Source organism: Niveispirillum sp. KHB5.9, from assembly GCF_048066115.1.
Classification (GTDB): Bacteria; Pseudomonadota; Alphaproteobacteria; order Azospirillales; family Azospirillaceae; genus Niveispirillum.
Genome location: NZ_JBLTYX010000015.1, coordinates 30888 through 55164 on the forward strand (window position 1 = coordinate 30888; position 24277 = coordinate 55164).

Annotated in this window: 14 protein-coding genes; 5 read left to right on the top strand and 9 right to left on the bottom strand. The window is 66.5% G+C overall.

What is annotated here, in order from left to right:
• Positions 1-64 precede the first annotated feature (64 nt).
• The 6 genes from ACM9HJ_RS21560 to ACM9HJ_RS21585 form a co-directional block, all read right to left on the bottom strand.
• Positions 65-5941 (bottom strand): beta strand repeat-containing protein, encoded by a 5877-nt coding sequence (locus ACM9HJ_RS21560; protein WP_416573824.1) that lies wholly within the window; start codon positions 5939-5941, stop codon positions 65-67.
• Between the two features lie 590 nt (positions 5942-6531).
• Positions 6532-7491, bottom strand: coding sequence for a glycosyltransferase family 2 protein (locus ACM9HJ_RS21565; protein ID WP_416573825.1), 960 nt, complete (start codon positions 7489-7491; stop codon positions 6532-6534).
• A 5-nt stretch (positions 7492-7496) separates the two neighbouring features.
• Positions 7497-8957 (bottom strand): flippase, encoded by a 1461-nt coding sequence (locus ACM9HJ_RS21570; protein WP_416573826.1) that lies wholly within the window; start codon positions 8955-8957, stop codon positions 7497-7499.
• A 42-nt stretch (positions 8958-8999) separates the two neighbouring features.
• Positions 9000-10067 carry a class I SAM-dependent methyltransferase gene (locus ACM9HJ_RS21575; RefSeq protein WP_416573827.1) on the bottom strand — a complete coding sequence of 356 codons (1068 nt, stop codon included), beginning with the start codon at positions 10065-10067 and terminating at the stop codon, positions 9000-9002.
• Between the two features lie 43 nt (positions 10068-10110).
• Entirely contained in the window at positions 10111-12633 is a 2523-nt protein-coding gene (locus tag ACM9HJ_RS21580) for a YjbH domain-containing protein (protein ID WP_416573828.1), read from the bottom strand.
• A gap of 15 nt (positions 12634-12648) precedes the next feature.
• Positions 12649-15582 carry an SLBB domain-containing protein gene (locus tag ACM9HJ_RS21585; RefSeq protein ID WP_416573829.1) on the bottom strand — a complete coding sequence of 978 codons (2934 nt, stop codon included), beginning with the start codon at positions 15580-15582 and terminating at the stop codon, positions 12649-12651.
• 193 nt (positions 15583-15775) lie between these two features.
• Between ACM9HJ_RS21585 and ACM9HJ_RS21590 the strand changes: the two genes are divergently transcribed.
• On the top strand, positions 15776-16294 hold the full coding sequence (locus ACM9HJ_RS21590) for a YjbF family lipoprotein (RefSeq protein ID WP_416573830.1): 519 nt from the start codon (positions 15776-15778) through the stop codon (positions 16292-16294).
• 176 nt (positions 16295-16470) lie between these two features.
• Here the strand turns inward: ACM9HJ_RS21590 and ACM9HJ_RS21595 are convergent, their stop codons facing one another.
• Complete coding sequence (locus tag ACM9HJ_RS21595) at positions 16471-16791, bottom strand: hypothetical protein (RefSeq protein WP_416573831.1); 321 nt, start codon at positions 16789-16791, stop codon at positions 16471-16473.
• A gap of 433 nt (positions 16792-17224) precedes the next feature.
• Here ACM9HJ_RS21595 and ACM9HJ_RS21600 point away from each other — a divergent pair, with 433 nt between their 5' ends.
• From ACM9HJ_RS21600 to ACM9HJ_RS21615, 4 genes are all read left to right on the top strand, one after another.
• Positions 17225-17722: a hypothetical protein gene (locus tag ACM9HJ_RS21600; RefSeq protein ID WP_416573832.1), complete on the top strand. Its 498-nt coding sequence runs from the start codon at positions 17225-17227 to the stop codon at positions 17720-17722.
• 100 nt (positions 17723-17822) lie between these two features.
• Entirely contained in the window at positions 17823-18014 is a 192-nt protein-coding gene (locus tag ACM9HJ_RS21605) for a hypothetical protein (RefSeq protein WP_416573833.1), read from the top strand.
• Positions 18015-18159: 145 nt separating this feature from the next.
• Complete coding sequence (locus ACM9HJ_RS21610) at positions 18160-21687, top strand: PAS domain S-box protein (RefSeq protein ID WP_416573834.1); 3528 nt, start codon at positions 18160-18162, stop codon at positions 21685-21687.
• Complete coding sequence (locus tag ACM9HJ_RS21615) at positions 21684-22076, top strand: response regulator (protein WP_416573835.1); 393 nt, start codon at positions 21684-21686, stop codon at positions 22074-22076. Before ACM9HJ_RS21610 ends, ACM9HJ_RS21615 begins: the two co-directional genes overlap by 4 nt.
• Before the next feature lie 51 nt (positions 22077-22127).
• On the opposite strand, the gene ACM9HJ_RS21620 is transcribed toward ACM9HJ_RS21615, so the two are convergent.
• Together ACM9HJ_RS21620 and ACM9HJ_RS21625 are read right to left on the bottom strand one after the other, a co-directional pair.
• On the bottom strand, positions 22128-23531 hold the full coding sequence (locus ACM9HJ_RS21620) for an FAD/NAD(P)-binding protein (RefSeq protein WP_416573836.1): 1404 nt from the start codon (positions 23529-23531) through the stop codon (positions 22128-22130).
• A 243-nt stretch (positions 23532-23774) separates the two neighbouring features.
• On the bottom strand, positions 23775-24227 hold the full coding sequence (locus ACM9HJ_RS21625; protein ID WP_416573837.1) for an RrF2 family transcriptional regulator: 453 nt from the start codon (positions 24225-24227) through the stop codon (positions 23775-23777).
• Positions 24228-24277 lie beyond the last annotated feature (50 nt).

Genomic DNA, 24277 nt, shown 5'->3' on the forward strand with positions numbered 1-24277 from the left:
AAATCCGCCGCCCCGGTTGGGGCGGCGGAGGTCTGGTACTTCAACCTTTGTGAACGCTTCAGCCTTAGAGGATGAAGTTGCCGTTCGCGAAGGTGTTGATGCTGTCACCCGTCACCAGGTTGATCGTGCCGATCAGACGGATGTCGTTGGCGGAGACGTCCGCGGCGTTGCTGTCCAGGTCACGGTCAACCAGATAGACGTTGACAGCGGTGGAGCTGGTGCTGGCCGTAGCGAACACGATGAACGGATCGTTGTTGCCAACGTAGATGTCCGTGTTCGACTGGGAAGCCGTCACCGTGAAGTCGGTGTTGCTCAGCGTGAGCGAACCGTAGGTGAGAACCACACCGTTGGTACCAACCACGAGGTCGGCCGCGGTGGTGGCGCCCAGGTCATAGGCGGCACCGGTGGTCGCGATGGTCGTACCAGCCACGATCGCCGAGAAGTCCAACACGTCGCTGGAAGCACCAGCGTCGAAGTTGTTGAACACCAGGCCGGTGATGCCGGAAGCGGAGAAGCCCGTACCGAACACGATCGTATCCGCACCACCGGTGGTGGTCAGGTTGATCACGTCAGCACCGGTACCCCAGCTGCTGAAGGTCACACCGGTACCCGTAGCAGCACCCAGCAGGATCGTGTCCGAACCGGTGTTGCTCAGGGTCACGGTATCGACACCGCCACCACCAGTGACCGACTCGATGCCGCTGATGACGGCGGTCAGGCCGCTGCCAACGAAGGTCAGCGTGTCAGCCGTACCATCGGTATCGGTGATCGTGGTGGTACCAGTGGTACCCGACAGCGTCACCGCGTCGTTGCCCGAACCCAGGCTCAGAACGCCCGAACCGGACGCGGTCGAGGTGAAGTGGACGGTATCAGCACCCGTCGTGCCGTTCACGGTGATCGCACCGGTTGCGGTCGCCGAGGAGACAACCGTGACCGTGCTGGCGTTGCCGGTACCGATCGTGATCGTGGCAGCGAAGTTGCCGGTGTTACCATTGAACGTGACACCGCCACCAGCGTCGACAACGGTAATGCTGTCGCCAGAGGTGCCCAGGGTGAACACGTCGGCACCCGACGAACCATTCACCGTCTCGACGCTGTTCAGCGTGGCCGTGTTGGCGCCGCTGGCAGCGAACGTGACCACGTCGTTACCCGCACCGCCCGTCACCGTCGCGGAGGCAACCACGCCGGAGAAGGTCAGTACGTCGGCACCGCTAGCCAGGTCATAGACATGACCCGTCGCAGCGCTCGACACGGTGATCGTGTCGACACCGGCAGCGCCGGTCACGTTCAGACCGTTCGTGTCGGTGATCGTGATCGCCGTCGTGCCGGACAGGGTGACGGTACCCGTGGCGCTGTCACCCGAGTAGGCCTCGATGCCCGACAGGGTCAGCGCGCCCACACCGGACTGGGACACCCGGTCGCTGGCCGCACCACCGATGAAGGTGCCGCTGCCGGTGTTCACGGTGTAGTCCAGCGCCACGGTGTTGGTGGCGATGCCGGTCGTGCCCGACAGGGTGATGTACAGATCGTTACCCTGGAGCAGGCCGTTGCCGTCCACGTCGATGACCAGCTGGTTCAGGTCGGAGACATAGACATACTGGCCGGCGTTGGTGCCCGACTGACCGGTCAGCAGCGACAGGGCGTTGGCGTAGGAGGAAGCCGAACCCTTGTAGCTGTTGTCGATCGAGATCGCGCCCGAACCGCTCAGATACAGACGGACCACATCGCCCGACGAGAAGTCGGTGATGGTGTCGGCGCCCGTGCTGGTGGACGAACCGGAGGTGATGGCGAACACGTCGTTGCCAGCGCCGCCCGTGATCGTGTCCGCACCGGCATTGCCGTACAGCAGATCGTCACCCGCACCACCGTCGACGACGTCGTTGCCGGCGCCAGCGTCGATGCTGTCATTGCCAGCACCACCGAACAGGCGGTCGGCACCGGTACCGGAGCTGACCAGCAGGTCGGCAGCCGCACCACCGGTCGCCGAGATGGCGCCATTGTAGCCCGAAGCACCCGTCAGGGTCAGGGTCTCACCCGTGCCACCCAGCGCCGAAGCGTCGATGCTGATCGCCGCGCCGCTGTTGAAGCCGCTGGCCAGGGTCAGGGTGAAGGAACCGGTGGAACCGGTGCCCGTCGCGGTGTCGGAGATGGTGATCTGCTCGATACCGGAGACGCCGTTGCCCAGGGTGCCGGAGAAGGCGATGCCCGTGCCGCTGTTGGTGCCGTTGGTCAGGATGATCGTGTCGGTGCCGGAGCCGCCGATCAGCGAGTCGCTGCTGTTCAGGCTGCTGGCGCCGCTGAAGGTGAAGCTGTCATTGCCAGCGCCACCGGTCAGGGCAACATCACCCGTGGTCGCATTGACCACGAAGGCGATGCCGCTGCTGTAGCCACCGGCGTTGACAACATTGTTGGCACTCGCGGACAGAGCGACGGTGACGATACCGGCGGCCTGAGCGCGGGTGTCCAGAACCACGGCACCCGTGCCGGAGCCCAGGGACAGGGTCTCGATGCTGGTGACGTTCAGGAACGCCAGGTCGCCAATGCCACCCGTGCCCTGCTCGACCGACAGCGTATCGGTGCCCGAACCGCCAGCGACCGTGTCGTTGCCGTCGAAGAACGTGCTGAACACCAGGGTGTCGTTGCCGTCGCCGCCGGAGACGTTGTCGAAGCCGGAACCGGCCGTCAGGCTGTCAGCGCCAGCGCCACCGATCAGCACGTCATTACCGGCGGAACCGGTGATGCTGTCGTTGGCCGCACCACCGGTCACCGTCACGGTGCCCGACGAAGCGGAGGCGTCGAACTTGAAGGTCTCGTCCAGGCCCGACGAACCGCTATCCAGCGAGGAAGCGTCGACGGTGACCGACTTGGTGTAGCCGGTGGCCAGAACCAGGGACACGTCCTTGCCAGCGCCGGTCGAACCGGTGCCGGTGCCGTCGCCGGCATCAACGATGTTGATGACTTCGACGTTGCTGCCGGAATGCAGCGTGACGATGGTGGGGGAGCCACCGGAAGCGCCGGTGGCGCCGCCCGTCAGGTACAGCGTATCGGTGCCGGTGCCGCCATAGATCAGCTGACCGGTGCCGGAGCCATAGGCGACGTCGGTGACATGGACGGACAGGGCAACGTTGGCGCCGGTGTTCACGACGCTGTCACCGGAACCGAGCGTCACGGTGGTGGCGCCGGTGTAGCCGGAAGCCAGGGTCAGCGTGCCGGCCGTGGAAGCCAGGCTCAGGTCGAAGCTGCTGAACTGGATCGGGGCGGACAGGGTGGCGTCGCCGGAGAACACCAGGTTCTCGACATTCGTCACGCCGGTCAGCATGGCCGAGGTCACGGTGCCGCTGGACAGGACCAGCGTATCGACGCCGTCACCGCCATCGATCACGTCGCCGGAGGTCAGAGCGCCCGACAGGATGAACGTGTCGTTACCAGCGCCACCCGACAGGACGTCGTTGCCACCAGCCGAAGCGTCGATCGTGTCGTTGCCAGCGCCGCCGAAGACGGTGTCAGCAGCGGAACCAACGATCAGGTAGTCGTTACCCGCACCACCGGTGACGCTGAACTTGCCGCCGTCGGTTTCAGCGGCGCCACTCAGGGTGAACGCCGTGCCGGTGCCCAGGGCCGAAGCATCGATGACCAGCGTCTTGCCGGAAGCAACCGTGGCTTCAGCCGTGGTCAGGATCGCGGAGGTCGCACCGGTAGCCGCCAGGATGGTGATCTTGTCCAGGCTGGTGACGCCAGCGCCGAACACACCGGAGCTCGCGCCGGACGCAGCCGTCAGGACCAGGGTGTCGGTCGTGCCGGTACCCGTGGAGCCGGTGATTTCCAGCCCGGTGTTAACCGTCGAGACCGCCGCATTGACGACCAGATTGGCAGAGCCGCTGGCCGTCACGGAGATGGCGGAATCGGTGTTGCTGTCAGCGCGCAGGTTGACCGTCAGCGTGCCGGTGTAGCCGGTGCCAAGGGTCAGGTCGATATTGCCCGAGCCCGTCTCGTTGACCGTGACGATGCCGGCGGCAGCCGCCTTGCTGTCCAGGGTGATGGTGCCGGTGCTGCCCGCACTGGACATGTCGATCGTCAGCGCCTCGACCGACGTGACATTGCCGAACACGGCGTCAGCGACGACGTTGTTGTCGATCTGAATCTTCAGCGTATCGGTGCCGGAGCCGCCAGCGACCACATCCAGCTGAGAGCCAGTACCGGAATTCTGGATCGTGGCATCGAAGCCCGTGCCGAAATCGAAGCTGTCATTACCAGCGCCGCCAGTCACGGTGACGTTGCCGGCAGTGGCGTTGAGCAGCGTCAGACCAGAAGCCAGACCGGAGGCGTTGACCGTCCGGACGGCGCCGGCGACCAGATCCAGGGTCAGCGCCGTGGAGCCCGAAGCGTTGACCGTCGTCGTGCCGGCGATCGCGCCAGTGCCCAGACGAACCGCATTGGCGGCGCCGTTGGAGGCGATGTTCAGCGTCTCGATGCCATTGACATCGAAGCTGGTGCCGCTGTTGGTGCCGCCGTTGACACCGGTGCCGAAGCCGCCCAGCGTCAGGGACAGAGCGTCGCCCGTGCCGGAAACGACGCCGGAAGCGAAGCCGACCGACAGGTTGCCCACGCCCTTGGCGTCGACCGCAACGATCTTGGAAACGTTGGTGAAGGCAACGTTCGAGCCGGCGTTGACCGAGGAGGTCACGCTCAGGTTGCTCAGCGAGCTGTCGGTCAGAGCCAGATCGAAGGTCGCCGTACCGGTGCCGTTCAGAGAGCTGGCAATGGTGATGTGCTCGATGCCGACCAGGGTCGGGGTGACGGTGCCCGTGCCCGTGCCGCTGCCGGCAACGGAGAGGGACAGCGTGTCCGTACCGGCGCCACCGACCAGGCTGTCACCAGCGGTCAGCGTCGTCGTGGTCGTATCGGTACCACCGGTGGTCAGGTTGAACGCACCGATGAAGGTGTCGTTGGCCGTGTCGCCGACGAAGCCCGTGCCGGCGTCGGCGCCGGTGGAAAGGGTGATCGTCTTCGGGGTCACCGGAGCGGCGGCGTCGACGATACCGACAACGTCGGAGGTCTTGACGACGTTCAGCGAGCCGTCGAACAGGGTGACCTTGAAGCCTTCCAGACCTTCCGACACGCCATCAGCCGTCGGGGTGACGGTGAAGGTGGCGGAGGTGGAGCCGGCCGGGATGGTCACGGTGCCGGTAACGGAACCGAAATCGGTGGCCGAAGCGGCGTTCAGCGCGCCGCCCTTGGTGTCGCCCGTCACGTTGAACGTGTAGGTGACGTCATGGGACAGCGGGATCGACAGGGTGACCGTGAAGGTCGCGGCATTGCCCTCGGTGACGGTGGCGCCGCCGGCGGCGAACGCGGTCACGGTCGGGGTCGCCACCGGAACGGTGCGGCCTTCGCTGATGCCGAAATTGTAGTAGTGGAACCAGCCGGCCTTGGCGATGTTGGCCGAAGTATAGCCGTTGATGTTGCCACCGGCATCCAGCAGCGCCTTCAGGTCGGCGTTGGCATTGATGTAGGCGACGGGGTCGAAGTCGGCCTTGGCGATACGGCCTTCATAGACGCCGCTACGCAGGAAGTGGGCTTCCAGGGCCTGACGATCGGTGATCCCGGCAGCAGCCAAATCCGGGTTCTGCGCCGCATAGATGTCGGCGTTGAACACGGCGGCGCTCAGGAACACGCGCGGCTCGTTGTGACCATAGGTCGTGAAGTGACGGACATAGTCCGCATCGGTCGTGAACCCGGCCTCTTCGTTCAGGTCCGGATTGTTGTCCTTGTAGGTCTGCAGGTCGAAGAAAGCAGACGAAAGACGGCCCTCGGACTGGCCGTAAGCCTGCCAATGAGCCAGACCGTTCTGGTAAGCGCCGGCGGCGACAGCGGCGGCAACATCCGGGTTCTGAGCCAGATAGTAGGCTTCGTTGAACACCACAATGGAGGGACTAGCCATCTAAGTATCTCCGTGAAGTAGGCTTGGTCGCGCTTAACCGTTGCTGGGACCGTTATTGGAAAATGGCGTGCGGCGAGCCAAAGGGCCTATTTGCAGACGGGTAACCGCCGGCAAAAGATAGGATAAAACGTTGGCATCCGCCGTGAACTGGGCGGCACGCACTCGCAAAAAGCTGACAGAAGACATTTTGCTCGGCCACACCATGCTCCAAAAACGCTCCTCACACGTTATGCGTCGTTAGGTTCTTTATGCGAGGTACATTCTTGATGCAAGCGGCAAATGCACTGCGAAACCGCCAGGAATGAGGTTTTGTATAGTAACTCTTTAACATGAGGTCGCTGATAGACGACGGCGCTTGAAGAAATCCACGTAGATAACTGAAAATACTAGATAAAATGCGCATGCCTTCGAGTGGTGCATTTCTGCCACAGAGCATGTAGAAGTGTTGGTGAACACATCCGGGGTCGGATTTATGACCGATGGTGGCACCGCTATCGGTGACTGCGGATGAAAATCACCGCGACGCGGCAAAATCGGAGATCGATTCCCCGACGAGGGGGCTTAACCCTGATTCTCCCCTACCGGCCATTTCACATACGAAGCAGAAAAGCCAGCGTCTGGACCCGGGACTCCAGGTGGAATCCATGCCGGATCACCGTCCAGCGACGTCCGATCGGACCCTGCCGGCGCAGTCCGGCGAAGGCGGAAAGCACGGCGCGGCGATCGGCCGGCAGCTGCGCGCCGTGGCGAGTCTCGAAAGCGGCGGCCTGGACATAGAGCCGGTCCAGCCAGGCCCTGTAAGCCTTGATATTGGCCATGATGGTGGAGAGCCGGCGCAGACCCGGCAGCGCGTCCAGCACCGTGTCATGGCGTGCGCCGACAACGTTGCCACCATGCTGGCGATAGTCGATCAGGCACTCGGGCATGACCTTGACCAGCCCCATCCCGGCACAGATCAGCGCCAGCCACCAATCATGCATCTCCGCCTCGGCCGGCACGGTCCCGCAGATATCCAGTGCCGCGCGGTTCACACCCATGGCGCAGCCGGTGACGACATTGTTCATCAGCAGCCGGTCGAACCGCGCCCCGGCCACCGCGTCCAGCCCCTGGAACGCCCGGAAGCTGGGATACAGCGGCTTGCCGCCCCCATCCACCAGCGCCAGATCGCAGAAGGCCATGACCGGCCGGTCCGTCCCCCCGGACTCCGCCTCACCCGCGCGTAGGGCCGCGACGGTGGCGGCCACCTTGGCAGGTCGCCAAAGGTCGTCCTGATCGGCGAACAGGACGTAGTCGGCGCTGGAGGCCGCCATCAGCCGTGCGAAATTGCCCGCGGCACTGCCCGTGGGCTGATCGGACGGCAGCAGGGTGACCTGGCCCGGCCGGCGGGCCGCCCAGTCCGCCAGGATGGTTCGGGTACCATCGGTCGAGCCATCGTCGCGCACCAGCACCCGGAAATCCGCCCCCTGCTGCGCCTCCAGCGAGGCCAGCATCTCCGGCAGGTAGCGGGCACCGTTATAGGTGGCCAGCAATATGTCGATGCTGGGCGCCATGATCCTCATTCCCCCCGGCGACGCATGCGCCGCCACAGCGCCAGGATGGCCTCGCGCATCGCCCTGTCAACCGCCAGCCCCACCAGGATCACCGCCATACCAGCCGCCGTGCCGGCCGCAAGGGCGGGCAGCAGGGCCAGGGACCAGCAGGTGACGATGACCTGCGCGCCCAGCACCAGCATCCCCGCCGGCAGCAGGGTCCATAGCCGGCGCCAGCGCAGGCCCGACAGATGGAACATCAGCAGCGCGTCAACCGCCACGCGCAGCGTCCAGGCCGCCGCGGCACCGGGCAGGCCGAACCGGTCGATCAGCAGCCAGAGCACCCCGATGAAGGGCACCAGTTCCAGCACATGCATCTTGGCCGCCAGATCGGGCCGCCCCTGCCCCTGCAGCAGCGACAGGGCCACGAAGGCCAGACCGTTGATCCAGGCGCCCGCCAGCAGGATATGGGCCACGGGCGTGGCCACCTGCCCGAATTCCGGCGAGATCCACAGCGCCAGGAACGGTTCTACCAGGAAAAGCGCGCCCACGCAGGCCGCCCCGAACAGGTAGGCCAGACCGCGGATCGACCGCTCGGCCAGATCCACCGCCTCCTCCTTGCCGTAACGCGACAGGCGTGGGAAGGCGGCGCGCGACAGGGCGGCGGCGATGATCTGCACCCGCGTCGTCAGGTTCATCGGCACCGAATAATGCGAGACGGCGGCCGGCCCCAGCTTCGACCCGATGATGAACTGGTCCAGCGAGGTCAGGATGGGGCCGACGATATTCGTGACGGAAACCCAGGCGCCGTACTTGAACAGGGACTGTCCCTGCCCCCGGTCGTACCGGGTCAGCCGCAGCCGATCGACACGGCTCAGATGCCAGAACACCTGCACCGTGGTCAGCAGCCGGATCAGGAACGCCGCCGGGATCACCCATTCCAGCGAGGGGGAGACGAACACGGCGCAAAAGGCCGGCACCACCTGCCCCGCCGCCGCCCCGGTCATCTGCAGAAGGTTGACGGCCAGGAAACGCTCCCGCGATTCCAGCGCCCCGAACCCGACACCGGATGCCAGTGCCAAGGGCAGCATAGCGGCCACCCAGGGCATGCCGCCGGCCAGTTCGGCCCATAGATCGGGGGACAGGTTGAACTGCGTGCGGAACAGATAGCCGCCGGCGAAATAGATCAGCGCGCCGCCGACGATGCCCAGGCCCAGGTTCAGATAGAGCGAGGAGGAGAAGACGCGCGAACGCTCCGCGTCCGGTGCGTCGCGCAGCTTGGCCAGCGCATTGGCCGAGGCCCGGGACAGGCCCATGTCCAGGAAGCCGAAATAGCCCAGCAGCAGCCAGACGATCGACAACACCCCGTACCGTTCCTCCCCGATATGGTGGATATAGATGGGGATGGTCGCCAGGGCCACGATGACGGGTGTGGCCATGCCGATGACGGTATAGGCGAAATTCTTCTTCAGACCAGGGTCGGTCAAAACGGCGCACTCCAACCGGCGCGGACAAGCGCCGGCACAATCTCAGACCGGCTTCCAGGCCGTGATGGTCAGCGCTTCGGACAGGCGGGAATCCTGTGCGGCGGCCGCATCGGCGGCGGCGGCCTTGGCCTCCCAGTCGGGCGACCAGCCCGCCGGTTCGCCTGGCCCGTAGGGATCGGCCCCCACCTGCTGTGCGCGGCTCTGGCTGTAATAGAAGCCGGCCTGCGGCACGGCATCATGCAGTTCCACCCGCTCGAACCCCAGTTGGTCCAGCAGGGTCATCAGCCCCGCCGGCTCGAACAGGGTCAGGTGACGGGGCGGTTCCAGCCCGCGCCAGGCCGGCCCGAACTCCTTCAGCCCCAGGGCCGACAGGTTGGGCTGGGTGATCCACAGGCAACCGCCCGGCTTCAGCAGGCCGAACAGCTCCTCCAGCGTGCCCACGGGGTCGTGGACATGCTCCAGCACATGGCTGATGGTGATGTAGTCGATGCTTTCCGGCGCCAAGCCGGTGCCGGGCAGGGAACCCTGACGGATATCCAGCCCGGCGGCCTTGCCGCGGGCCACCGCCTCATGATCGAAATCCAGGCCCATGGCCTGGTAACCCAGCTGGCCCGCCATGCGCAGGAAATCGCCGCTGCCGCAGCCTGCATCCAGCAGCACCCGCCGTTGCCCCTTGGCCGGCGGCAGGTGGCGGATCAGCTGTTCCACCCGCCGCTGCCGATCCGGAAAGAAACCCGCCAGCAGCCAGCCCAGCGGCAGCGCCCAGGGCAGCTTCACGCCATAGCGATGGTTCAGCCAGGCGTTGCGGATACCGGTGATGAAACGGGTGCGCAGGTCCAGCGGACCGGGCGGGTCCAGCCGGAAGGATTCCGCCCCGCCATGCGTGTAATAGCGTTCATAGGCCTTGACGATGAAGGCGGCGGCCGGCCGCGGGTCCAGATAGGCCGCCGTGCAGCCGCCGCAGCGCCACAGCGTCCAGCGGCCCGGCGCCACGCGGAAGGCCATGTCGTGCAATCCATCCAGGAGCACGGCACGTTCGGTCGAGCCGCAGACGGGGCAGGCGCCCAGCGTCTCCAGCTCATTCTCCGGCCAGGGTTCGTCAAAGATCATCGACAACGCTTTCAACTTCGAACAAGGGCGCCGGGAGCGCCCATCAATCCATCAACAGGTTCCAGTCGCGGCGCAGGGCCGAGCCGTCCGCCGTCCCCACCTGCCCGATCAGCGGGCGGCGGTTGTTCAGCGTCTGGCCCCCGTCACGCGTCAGCGGACGCCACAGCCAGCCCAGGCTGCCGCGCGTGGATTTCACATAGAGATTGTCCAGCGGGAAGACGAAATAAATACCCTTGTCGAATCTTCCTTCGCCGAACTGCTTTGCGGAAACATCGGTGAAGGTGGCGAAGGCCCCAACCGTGATGCCGCTGTCGAAGGTGCGGGACAGCTCGAACGTCGCACCCTTGTCGCCGGCAAGGTAACGGCCGACCTTCAGGCGCGCATCCACGCCCATCGGCTCGTAATGATAGTAACCGGTCAGGTGGCCGGTCACCACGTCATAGGGGCGGAACTTGAACCACTGGTCATAGTCGCGCTGCTTGGCCCAGGCGACATCCAGGCCGATGGCCCATTCCTTACCGAACGGCTTGTACAGCACCTCGCCGCCGACACCGCCGAACATCTCCTCCAGATACCCGCCATAGAGGCGTGCATAGGTGTCGGTGGCCACCTGCTTGGTATAGTCGGCCTGCAGGTAGGTCATCGCGGTCGTGCCCTCCTGCAGGTAGTTCTTGATATCGGAACGCACATGCGGCAGCAGGCTGTCCGACGGGATGCGCATCTTGTCGAAATTGTTCGACACGTTGATGCCCAGGCCGCCAGCCACGTTCAGGCCCGGCGTAATCACCATGGTGCCGTTCAGCCGCACCCAGGCCTGGTAGAGGATGAAGCTTTCCGGCCGGCCCAGCGTCTGGCGCAGCGCCGGGCGGATATTCCAGCCGAAGCCGGGATAATCGGCCTTCTCGGGATTGCTGGCATCCTCAGCCTTGGCTTCCGGCCGTTCGATCCGGGTGCGCAGCCAGGCCTCCTCGATGGAGCCGCCATAGGGCGACAGGGCCCGTTCCAGGTCCGCCCGGTAAAGCGTGGCCGACAGCATCTCCATGCCATTATCCATGAAGATGATCTCAAGCTCCTGATATTCCGGCGGCAGCACGGCAGCGGCGGTGCGCGCCGCACGTCCGATGGCCTTGGGCACCTGGCGGTACCGGCCATTGGTCAGGAACAGGGTGGCCTTGGGCGATTTGTAATCGACAGCCGTCAGGAAGAAGCCCTGCTTCTGCAACTGGCTGGCCAGTTCCTTGCGCACCTCCTCCGCCGGCGGCTGGCCGGTGATGGCGGCCGCGGCGGGCGCCACCTGAGCCGCCGGTGCGGCGGCGGCGCGCAGGCCCGTGCCGGACCGCAGGCTTTCCGCCTCGAAGCTGGTGACCATCCAGGGCAGATTGTATTCCACCCGCGTCACTTCGATCCGACCCTTGAAGTCGGGCGCCAGTTCCGCGGCCCTGCGGGCCAGATCATAGGCCACGGCGGTACCGTCGCGCAGCGGCGTACCGGACACGGTGATATGGATCTCACCGGCCATGCGGGTGAAATGCTGCAGCGCCACACCATCCAGCGCCGCCTGCCGGCCCAGACCGGTGCGGACATCGTCCGTCGGGCCGGGGGCGGGGCCGACGGCGGCGACCGGTGCGGACACCATTGCCGGGGCCACCGTGGCGCTGGGGACCAGCGGCGGCGGCGGGGCGTCGATCTTGCCGGGCCCCTTGGCCTTGTGGAAATTCGTGGTGGTGGCGAAGCGCAGCATCAGCCGCTCGCCCCGCTCGAACGCCGCCCCCACCTGCAGCCAGTCCCAGGGCTTGTAATCGAAGCCGACATTCACCGGTACGGACTGTTTCAGGTTATTGTCCAGCGGTTCCTGCTGGTAATCGTTGGGGTCGTATTCCAGCTTCAGGCGCAACCCTTCCAGCGGCGTCTGCCAGGAAACGCCGCCGAACATGGCCACGTCGCCACGGAAGAAATCGGTGGACAAGGCACCGCCACCGGCCGTGAACCCCTCGCCGCGCCGCTTGAACTTCTTTGAGATGAAACCCAGCGGATTGCCGAAATGGCTCCGGGTGCCCATGTTGCCCCAGCCCATGCCCAGCGACACGTCGAAATCGCCGAAGCTGCGGTCGGCCACGATATATTCGGCACCGAAAAGACCGGTGCCGGCAATGTCGCGCAGGCCCACGGCAATGCTGGGCCAGTCGGCATCGCCTTCGACCAGCCGCACCTTCACGTCGATGCCGCGATCCTTGAAGGACTGCAAACCGGAGAAATCCTCCGGACCGTAATAGCGGTTGGCCACACTGGTATAGCGCAGTGTCGCCTCAAGCCAGGGCAAGCCCTGGACCGTGATGAAATAGCGTGAATAGGGCCAGACATAGGTGAAGCCCGCATAGGCCTGGCCATCCTCCGCCGCACGCGCGGTCGGGGTCTGGAACAGACCCGTGCCACCGAAATCATTCACCGATTCCGGCGGCCGCCAGGGCAGGAAGGGATTGTTGCTGTCCTGGGCCCCGGCCGGGGCCGCCATCGCCATGAGGGCGACAGCGGCACCGGCCGTACGGGCGAAGCGGAGCTTCTTCACGATAAGATGTCCGCCTCAGTTCCGGGAGATGACGGCCAGGGAGGCCGCGGCCAGCGCCAGGTCACTGACCAGGCCGACCACCGTACGGGTCACGCTGAGGAAGCTGAAGGGCTGCGGATCACGCGGCACGACGATGGTCGATCCCGGCGGGATCGGCACGCTGCCGTCGCTGAACCGGCCCAGGCTCAGCGGCTCGCTCTCGCCGTTCGGGTAGATGACGAAGGCGTCCGACAGTTCCGCCGCAGCCGTCTCGCCACCGGCCAGGGTGATATAATCGCGGGCCGTCTTGCCGCTCTTGAACATGACGGAGCTGGGGTTCAGCACCTCGCCGGAGACCGTGACGTGGGAGGGGCGCTTGGGGATGATCAACTCGTCGCCCGGTTCCAGCACGAAATCCAGCTCCGGACGCGCGGCCAGGACGGTCGGGTCGACCTCCACCACCACGCGGCCCACGGCGCGCGTGCTTTTCAGGCTGGTGATCAGGCCCTGCAGGAAAGGCAGCGCCTGACGGGCCTGTTCGGCCTCCTGGCCCGAGGCACCGGCCATGACGCTGGGGATGGACTGTTCCAGCTCCAGTGCCGCCCGGCGGAAGCCCGCCTCCTCCGCCTCGCGCACCCGGACACGGGTGAAGACGGCGCCATAGGGGAAGGCCTCCGGCGTCAGGCCGTCGACACGGCGCAGCAGTTCCGACAGGCGCTCCCCGCGCTTGATGTCGTAACGGCCGGGACGCACCACCTCGCCCGCCACCTTGACCACGCCCACTTCGCGCCGGGCGATGCGGGCGCTGACGCGCACCACGTCGCCGGGGTTAAGGGTGGACTGGGTCAACTGGCGCAGGTTCATGCCGCTATTGCGCTCGCCCGACACATTGGTCATCTCCACGGCGTCGCCGTCGGCATCCAGTGTCACGCCGCCCACGGCGCGCATGACGCTGTCGGCCTTGGCACCGGGCACCACGGGATAGACGCCGGGGAACCGCACCTCGCCCTCGATGGAAATGGCATATTCCAATAGGAAGGGCAGCAGGTCGGGGTGGCGGTGGAAGACCTTGGGGCAGGACCGGATATCGATCACCGGCGTATCCGACGACCGGCGCGCGCCGGTGCGCAGGGCCACGGCATAGCGCTGCTGCAACCCTTCCGACGCCAGTGCCGCCAGGGTCTGCAGGCCGCCACACTCGACGTCCGATTCCACCAGCCGCACGCCCGAGGGGCTCTGCGGGTCGAAATAGGTGCCGATCAGGCGACGCGGACGGGCGGTCTGGTCATCACCCTCGCGGCCTTCCGGTATATCATCCCGGCTTGCCTGGGCCGTGAAACGGTCGCGATTCTGGTAACCATCCAATCCGGCATTGGCACGGGTGCGGTCGGAGCCGGCCTGGGCCTGTGACCGCTGCTCCGCCTCTTCGCCCAACAGGTTGACGGAAGCACCGGCCATGGCCAGCTTCTCGTTGGTGACGGTGCGATCGACGGCCAGCTTCACGCTGGGCGGCTGTTCACCGCGCAGCACGGCCTGCACATCGGCCGACCCCAGATAACGGATATCGGCCTGGGACAGCACGATCACCCGGTCGCGCTCGCGCAGGGTGACATTCATCGACCCGTCCATGACGCGCTGCAGGTCGACCGGCACATAGCGGCGCTGACGCGTGACCGGATCCTCGGTATCGATGACCGCCAGCGGCAGGTACGGGTTGGAGGACAGCACATAAGGCTCGTTCAGCACGTCGCGCAGGGTCTTGCCCTGGCCCAGGCCGCGCCCGCCAGGCCGTTCCGCCGCCCCTTCCAGGGCAAAGGCGTCGCGCGGCAGTTCCACCGTCAGGATGTCGCCGGCCAGCACCTTGGTCTTGGCACCGGCGTCGCGGAGGGTCTGGTTGCGGCCGGATTTGTCCAGCCGCAGGATGTCGATGCGGTTGCCGCGCGCGCGCTGCGCCCCGCCGGCCAGTTCCACCACATCGGACAGGGCCGGCTGGCCGGACTTCAATTCATAGATGCCGGGGCGGACCACGTCACCCTGCACGGCCACCGTGTCGCCGATGGCCGGCACCACGATCTGGTCGCCATCGGCCAAGCGCAGATCGTTGACGGTGCGGCTGCCCAGCAGCACCTCGTACAGATCGACCGGGATGGACTTGCCGCCACGCAGGATGCGCAAGTTGCGAAGGGAACCGGTCTTCTGGATGCCGTCGGCCTGGCTCAACGCGTCGATCAGGCTGGAGAAGCTGGTCAGCGTGTAGCGGCCGGGCGCCTTCACCTCACCGGTCACCAGCACGCCGATGGAGCGGACGGAACCGACGGAGACGAAGACACTGGTCTGCAGGAAGGCGGCATTGGCCTGGGCGGTCAGGTCATCGCGGAATTCACCGAAGGGCCGGCCGGCGGCAGCCACCGGCGCCATGTTGGGCAGCACCACCCGGCCCTCGCGGTCCACGCGCACCGACGTGGTGCTGTTGACCTGGCCGCGCAGGGTCACCACCAGCTCGTCACCGATACCCAGGACGTAATCGTCGGGCACGGCACCGTTCAGCAGGCTGGTGGCCGTCAGGCGGCGGTCGGCACGCAGATCATAGCCGAACTGTTCCAGCTTCTTACCGCCCCGCTGGCCATATTGCTGTTCCAGCACCGACGGCTTGCGGTAACGCGCATCATCCTGCCCGAAGGCGGGGTCGCGGGGATCGCGCACGTCGAACTGCGACTGGCCCCGCGGCGTGCTCAGCCAGCCATCCACACCATTGCCGGCACGGGCCCGGTCCAGGTTGCTGGGGGCCGACAATTGCCCGTCGCCGCGCTGGCCATACTGGTTCTGCAAGCGCTGGAGGTCCAGCGAACCCTCTGATAACTCGACGGTCTGGGCCGGGGCGGGCATCACGGCACTGACAAGCAGGGCGGCACATGCTAGACCGAACCGCAAGTGCCGTCCGCCGACGGCGCCCCTGAACACACGACGCATCGAGTTCTCCATGACTCTTCCCAAAAGCGTTTCCGGTAGCCCAACGGCACGGATCAGTCGCCGCAAGTGCCTGGGTCTTGTTGCCGCCATCATACCGGCCGGCGTCCTGGCAGCCTGTGGTGACCTGGGTAACACTGAATCTCCGTACTGGGCAACTGTGGCGGCGGTCGGCGGCATCGGCGGCAAGGCACCCGTGACCCGCGCGCAGGCCGACGCCCTTCCCTATGCCTCGATCCTGGCCTGGCTGGAGGATAGCAGCCAAGCCTTCATGGTGCTGGGCGAGGTTGGCCAAAATGGGGCGCTCTATTATTACAGCCAGACCCGTCAGGTGCTGGTGACGCGCGGCCCGTTCCTAGTGCAGACCGTGGGCCTGCCCGGCGACCTGTCCCATACCCGCTTTCCTGCCGACAAGGTACCCGACCTGCGCGAACTGGTCGGGGGTGAATTCGTCCGTCAGGTCGATATCCAGGCCGGCGGCCTGTACGATGTCGAGGTGCGGGGACGCTTCACCCTGGTGGGCACGGAAACCGTCACCATCCTGGAACGCCCCGTCACCCTGACCCGTATCCGGGAAGAGGTGACGATGCGTGGCATGAAGCCCTTCACCAATGATTATTGGATCGACCAGACGGGTTTCTGCTGGAAATCGCGCCAGCACATCCACGACCGCACGGATGCGGTGAATATAGAGATCACCAAACCGGCCGGCTGAGCCGGAGGTTTGGGCCACCTGCGGGATGTCATCCCGCAGGATGCGGTTCCGGCCGCTCTGCAGCGCGGATGGCGAATCACCCACCGGGCGGACAAGCGAAAAGGACCTCCGGATCTCTCCGGAGGTCCAGCTCATTACCCCAAGTCCACAGCCTGCTGGTGCGAACCCTGAACGGGTTAGCGCGCCGACGACGTCGCCGTGCTGGTCGCCGGGGGCGTGGTCTGCGTGCCCGGGCCGGGGCCCGGACCGGGGCCCGGCTGCTCTTCGTCACCACCGCCGGAAGCGGCCGCCACGATGCCGGCAACGGCAACGGCGCCAACAACGGCAACAGTGCCCAGGGAACCCAGGGCGACGCCGGAAGCGCCAGAACCCGCCGCCGAACCGGTCGCGGTCGGGGTCGCCGCCGGCTGGTTGCTGGTGGAGTTCTGCGCATTGGCAACACCCGGAGCAGCACCCAGGGCGAGGGCAAGCGTCAGAGCCAGGAGTTCCTTTTTCATTGGTAAATTCCCCAGAGGTTGGACTGATGTGCCTTATACCACTTCTTTTTCGCGTTGCGAGAGGCTTCTTGCGGGAAGGCACGCCCAAAATACCATCATGACCGCACACTTCAAGGATGTATTGCGGGTTTCCTCTGCTGCGGCGACACAGGCCGTTGGCCGAACTGACGGGAATATTTGTTTAATATCAATCAGTTAATAGAAAGCCTCCGAAAAACGGCCGATCCGGCCCGACCATTTCGGATGTGCATCTATCACATGCGTCGTAATGCTGAATGGTGATGGTGCAGCACCGCAACGCCCCCCGCGGAAAATGAAACGGCCCTTCAATTACAGTTTTGGGACAACAGAGACAGACGCATCGGGCCTCTTTCATTTCCCCGCTGCCGTTCCCGGCGATTCGGTTTATACCTTTCGTTGGAGGTGTAACCGGATGCAGACCAAGACCGCCGATCGGACTATACAGTTGCAGCTTGCCCTGTTGCAGGAAGACCTGGTCCGGCTCCAGACCCGGTGCGCCGGACTGGCCGCCCCGCCCGACGTCACCATCGCACTGCGGCAGTTCAAGGAACTGGGCCCCGCGTTCGAGGCGGTGGCCGCCTTCACCTCCGTCCTGCGCTCCAACACCATCTCCCTGGACGCCGAACGGCGGGAGCAGGTGGAAGGACAGCTGCGTCAGTTGACCGTGGCGTTGTGGCAGCTGCACCTGTCGGCCGTGGCCCCCCGGCTGGAACGGATGGTGGCCAATATCGGCCACATGCCCATCGGCACGCGCTTTGTCCTGGAACGCTGGGTCAAACAGCTGGGCGAACTGCGGGAGGAGGAGGAGACGGTGTCGGGGCTCGACCCCGCCCTGCTGGTCCGGGTGGAGGAAATGGCCCGGCATCTGGCCAGCGCCGCTCCCGATCTGATGGATTTCGGACGTGGCTGAACCGGCAACGCGCCCTAGCCAACCGGCCGGGGTCCTGTGTTAAGCTGACCCATCGGCCGGCCTTTCCCGATGCCGGCGCCAAAGGAACATCGCGCGCATCATGAGCAGCATCCTCGATATCCTGAAGCCCTATGGCCGCCCCAGCCCCAAGGAGGAGTCGGTCCTCGACGCCATCCTGGAACGTCTGGGCCGCGGCGCCCTGTCGCCCGAAGACGCCATCGACGAGATCATCGAACGCCTGAACTGGCCCCTGGAACGGGCGGCCGCCGAAGTGGACGGGTACCTGGAGTAAATATCCTCTCCATTTCTATGCTTTGGGATAGGGTGGTGCCGTGATGCTGGCCTGCCCGGCCTGATTGCGTCATCGTCGCACGGTCGCGCTGTGCGGGCGGTGGTTCCCGTCCCCGGACAGGAACAGCCGCCCGGACCGGCCTCCCATGCGCTTGCGCCTGCTTATTCCCCTGCTGATCCTGGTCATGGCCACCTCGCTGGTGGCCCTGGCCCTTATGGGGCTGCCCCGCGACTGGGCGGACAAGAGTGCCGCCGACCGGTTCCTGGCCGCCGACCAGGCACGCGGTGGCCTTGTGGAACTGGCCGGCAACTGGGCCCTGGAAAGGGGCAGCGCCTATGTGCTGCTGGCCCGCCCGGAGCCCGCGGCCGAGGCGAGGCTGCTCCATCTGCATGATGTGCGCCGGCGTGCCGACGCGGAGCTGGACGCGCTGCTGGTCCTGCTGACCTCGCCCGACCGTGCCCCGGGCGGCGGCGAGGAGATGGCGGTAGGCCTGTCGCAGACCCGCCGCGCCCTGGCCGACCTGCGCGAGGAGCTGGACCATGCGCTTGTCCGGCCTGGGGCATCGCGCCCGACATCCCTGGCCGAACGCTGGTTCGGCACCCTGACCGCGCTCATCGACCAGGCCCGCACCGCGCACCAGGCGCTGGCCGACCGGTCGCCCGTCGTCGATCCGCTGATCGCGGCCCATGCCCAGCTGCGCCAATCGGCCTGGATCGCCGCCGAACAGGCGGGGCGCAACCGCGCGCTGCTGTCGGTCGCCCTGCTGCGCGGCAACGGCCCGGCCACGACCGAAACCCTGGCCGAAGCCGATACCCGCTTCGCCCTCGCCTGGGAGAATGTGCGCCAGCTGGCCGCACGCGGGGATGCGGGCATGGACCCGGTGCGTATCGCCGTGACATCGGCCGACAGCCTGATGGCCAATCGTGTGGACCCGTTCCATCGGGCCGCCCTGGACGCCGCGCGCCGGGGCATCGTCGATCCGGCGATGGCCGATGACTGGTTCTCCATCGCCACGCTGGGCATCGATGCCATCCAGGATGTGCAGACGGCGTCACGCGCCGTCACGGATATGCGGGCCCGCGAACTGTCGCGTGATGCGTTGTTGAGCCTGATCAGGGGTGTGCTGCTCTGCGTCGCCACGCTGGCCATCGGCGCCTCGGCCCTTTTGCTGGTGCAATGGCGCGTGCTGCGGCCGCTGGCCTCATTGACCGATCTGTTCGAACAGATCGCCCGGGGAAAGACGGATGTGGCCATGCCCGACGTCAACCGCCCGGACGAGGTGGGCGATCTGGCCCGTGCCGCCACCGCCTTCCGCGCCGTCCATCTGGCCAGCCAGAATCTGGCCGAAGCATTGCGCAGGCGCGAGCATCTGCTGGACCTGTTCATCCGCCACACGCCGGCCGCCATAGCCATGCTGGACACCCAGATGCGCTATGTCGCCGTCAGCCGGCGCTGGCTGTCGGACTATGCGCTGGGCGACCGCGACCTGGTCGGCCGCAGCCATTACGAGATATTCCCGGAGATCGACGAGCGCTGGCGCGACATCCACGGGCGCTGCCTGCTGGGCGAGCATGCCAGCGCCGACGAGGACCGGTTCACCCGCACCGACGGGTCCGTCATCTGGGTCCGGTGGGCGATCCATCCCTGGCACGATATCGACGGCAACGTGGGCGGCATCGTCATGTTCACCGAGGTGGTGACCGCCCGCAAGCAGGCGGAGGACGAGATGCGCCGCCTGGCGACGGAGCTGCAGGCCATCGTCGACAGCGCCGCCAACGCCATCATCGTCACCGACCCCGACGGCACCATCCGCTCCTTCAACCGCGGGGCCGAGCGCATGCTGGGCTATCAGGCGGGCGAACTGGTGGGCAAGGCCACGCCCAAGCTGTTCCATGACCAGGCGGAGATGGATGCCGCCCTGGCCAAGCTGACGGCCAGCCAGGGCCAGACGCCGGCAGATCCTTTCGAGGTGTTCGTCCACCGCGCCCGCCGCGGCAAACGCGACCAGCGGGAATGGACCTATATCGCCCGCGATGGCCGGCGCGTGCCCGTGCTGCTGTCGGTGACCGCCATCCGCGACGGCGCGGACCAGATCCAGGGTTTCCTGGGTGTGGCCAACGACATCTCCCACCTGAAGGAGATGGACCGGCTGAAATCGGAATTCATCTCCACGGTCAGCCATGAATTGCGCACGCCGCTGACCGCCATCCGCGCGTCGCTGGGCATGGTCAATTCCGACATGTTCGGCACCCTGCCGGACGAGGCGCGCCAGCTGACCGACATCGCCCAGCAAAGCACGGAGCGCCTGATCCGCCTGATCAACGACCTGCTGGATGTGGAGAAGATCGCTTCAGGCAAGATGCGTTTCGATCTGGTACCCCGCCCGCTGGCCGGCCTGCTGGAGGATGCGATCCGCGACAGTGCGCCCCTGGCGGAACGTTCGGACGTGCGGCTGGCGGCCGGCCCCGGCCCTGCCGCCACCGTGCTGGTCGATCCGGACCGGCTGGCCCAGGCCTTCGCCAACCTGATCAGCAATGCCATCAAATTCTCCCCCGGCGGCAGCACGGTCACCCTTTCCGCCCGGATCCTAGAGGATGGCTGGGTGCGCACCACCGTGGCGGACCAGGGCATCGGCATCGACGAGACCTTCCACCCGCGTGTCTTCCAGCGCTTCGCCCAGGCCGACGGGTCCGACAGCCGGGCCAAGGGCGGCACGGGCCTGGGCCTGGCCATCACGCGGGAGATCGTGGAACGCCAGGGCGGCCGCATCAGCTTCGACAGCCGGCCGGGCGAGGGCACGCGCTTCCATATCGACCTGCCCGTCCATGCCGCCCCATCACTTCCCCCGCCGACGGCCGCCATGCCGCCGGACCTGGAAAATGGCGGTCAGGGCGCCGGCATCCTGATCTGCGAGGACGATCCCCATATCGCCCGCCTGCTGTCCATGATGCTGGCCCGGGCCGGCTTCGCCCCCGTCATCGCCGCCAATGCGGGGGAGGCCATGACGCTGCTGTCGCGGCACCGGTTCCAGGCCATGACCCTGGACCTGATGCTGCCCGACCTGCCGGGCATCAGCCTGTTCCGTGCCATCCGCGCCCAACCGGAAACCCGCGACCTGCCGGTCATCGTCGTCACCGCCACCGGTGACGGCGACCGCGAGGCGATCGAGGGCGAGGCGGTTGGCATCATCGACTGGCTGTCCAAGCCCATCGACGAGGATCGGCTGATCGCCGCCCTGCATCGCGCCGTCCGCGACACGGCCGGCGACCGGCCCCGCCTGCTGCATGTGGAGGATGACGCCGACATCCGCGCCATCGTGGAACGGCTTCTGTCCGATCAGGCGGAAATCCGTGCCGCCGCCACCCTGGCCGAGGCGCGGGAGCTGGCGGCCAGCCAGACATTCGATGTCGGGATCATCGATATCGACATGCCCGACGGCTGCGGCCTGGATGTCATCCAGTTCCTGCGCGACCGGCATGGGGAGCCCGTGCCCATCGTCGTCTTCACCGGCGCGGACGCGGGTCCCGTGGATTTGCGCCAGGTGGCCGCCACCCTGGTCAAGTCGCGTGCCCGTAACGAGGAACTGGTGGACACCATCCGCCGCCTGATACATAGGATGGCACCCAATTTGGAAACCCCCGCACCGCCGCCTTTTGTGGAGTCCCCGCCATGATCCCTGTGCTGGAGCGCATCCTCTATGTTGACGATGAGGAAATGCTGCGCACGGTCACCAACCTGGCGCTGACCCGCATCGGCAAATTCACCGTCGAGCTGTGCGACAGCGGCACCAAGGCCGTGGAGGCCGCGAAACGGTTCAGGCCCGACATGATCATGCTGGACGTGATGATGCCCGGCATGGACGGCCCGGCGACCCTGCGCGCATTGCAGGACGACCCGGAAACGGCTTCCATCCCTGTCATTTTCATCACCGCCAAGGTCCAGCCGCGCGAGGTGGAGGCCTTCCATGCCCTGGGCGTGGTCGATGTCATCGCCAAGCCGTTCGAGCCGATGGGGCTGGCCGGACAGGTGCGCGGCGTCTGGGAGCGTTTCCACGGCGGATAACGAGGCGCGGCATCGCATCTCGACCTGAACTGCGGCTGAAACCCGGCAACCCTATATCCCCGCACCCGCCATCGTCTCTCCCATGATGGCACCGGCCAGTTTCTGCGCCTGCACGCGGATATCGGGCACGGCGGTGATCTCCCACTGCGCGCCGCGCATGATCGGCCCCATGGCATAAAGGCCCGGCACGGCAATCCCCTCCCGGTCCACCAGCCGCGCCCCGGCATCGGTATCCAGTCCCAGGCGCAGCGGGTCGGGCCGCACCAGCCCCGCATCCAGCAAGCCGCGCAGCAACGGGTCCCGCGTGCCGGCAATGTCGCCGCCCGGACCGACGCAATTGATGGCGTGGCGGACCGACAATTCCTCCGCATGGTCCTGCCCCCGCGGCCGCAGCCGCAGGCAGAGATCGTCCGCCTTGCCTTCCGACAGCCGCTCCAGCCGCCCGGCCACCACCCGCAGCCGCCCGGCCGCCATCATGGCGCGCAGCCTTTCATCCACCGGCGGGGCCAGCCGATGACGATGCACGTCCCACCAGGGCCGCAGATGGCGCAGGAACCGCGCCCGTACCGCGACGGGCAGCGCGTGCCAGAAAGCGGCCGTCCCGCCCCGCAAACTGTCGATGACGAAATGCCAGGACCGGTCCTCCTCCCCTGCCGCCCGCACGGCGGCGCGCACGCTGCGCAGCGATGCCGCCAGCGACGGCCCGATGGGCGGCGGCACCTGCGGCACCGTGGGCGGAGCGGCCGGCCCGTGCCGGCGGGGCAGCAGCCCGCGCCGCGACAAAGCCAGGATCGGCCCCTCATGCCCCTGATCGGTCAGCGACAGGGCCACGTCCACCATGGTCAGGCTGGTGCCCAGCAGCAGCACGGGCTCGGTCTTGCCGATCCGGCTCAGGGCTTTGGGTGCCCATGGATCGGTCTGGAACCGGAATGATCCCAGCAGCTCCTTGTCCACTCCCGGCGGCGGGTCGGGCGGGAAATTGCCCATGGCCAGCACGGCCCCGTCCACCGCATAGGACCGGCCGACATCCGTGGTCAGGCGGAAGCCGCCGTCGGGCACGCGGGTCAGCGATACGGCATCATCGGCGACCAGCACCAGCCGCCCCACCGCGTCCGACCCCATGGCCGCCTGCGACAGCATCTCCTGCAGATACTGGCCATAGGTGGCGCGGGCCACGAAACCCGCCGGGTCGGCGACTTCATTCCGGTTTCGCAACCAATCCAGGAAATGTCCGGACCGGTCGGGAAAGGCGCTCATGTTGCCAGCGCGGACATTCAGCAGATGCGCACCATGGCGCGTGCTGTAGGCCACACCCTTGCCGAAGCCGCGGGCCCGCTCCACCAGCAGGATGCGGGGGGCGGCGGCACCGGCCGCCAACAGATGCAGGGCCACCAGCGAACCACTGAAACCGGCACCAATCACGGCGATGGTGGGACGTCGGGCGCGGTCAGTCATGCGGGCGTGTCTCCGTGGCTGGCGGCGTTATCCTACGTTAAGAATAGGGAATAACGCCGGGCCGGAGTCAAGCCGAATGCCTGTGATGATTAAATGAAGGGCACCAGTTCCCGGCTCGTCGGGAACTGGTACGGCGGCGACTGCCGCCGCGCCGCCCGTGCGGCGTAGCCAAGCCGTCGGATGACGGCGCCGGCGATTTGAGGCCCGGTGATCGGTCCGATCACCGGGGACAAGCATGACCCGTCAGATTACGAAGTCCAGCGGATGGCTCAACGACCGGCGGCGGCGGGAAGCCTCGGCCAGGGTACAACGATCCAGCACGGTGGCCATGGCGTCACGGGCCTTCAGCATGGCCCAGCGGATGACGCAGGTGGCGGCATCCTCGCAATCCTCGCACGGCTCGAACTTCAGCCGGCTGGCGCACCGGATGGGGGCCAGCGTGCCGTCGATGACGCGGATGATGTCACCCACCGACAGGTTCTCCGGTGCCCGCGCCAGACGATAGCCGCCATGGCGGCCACGCTGGCTTTGCAGCAGTCCGGCCTTGCGCATGTCCAGCAGGATGGCTTCCAGGAACTTGGCCGGAATATTCTCCGCCGCCGCGATCTCCGCGATCTGGACTGTCGTTGCGTCTTCGTAATGATCAGCCAGATGGATACAGGCGCGAAGGGCGTACTTGGCCCGCTGGGTGAGCATCGAGGGTCATACTTTCCAGCACGGAACGATGGAATACTTCATGGCGCTTC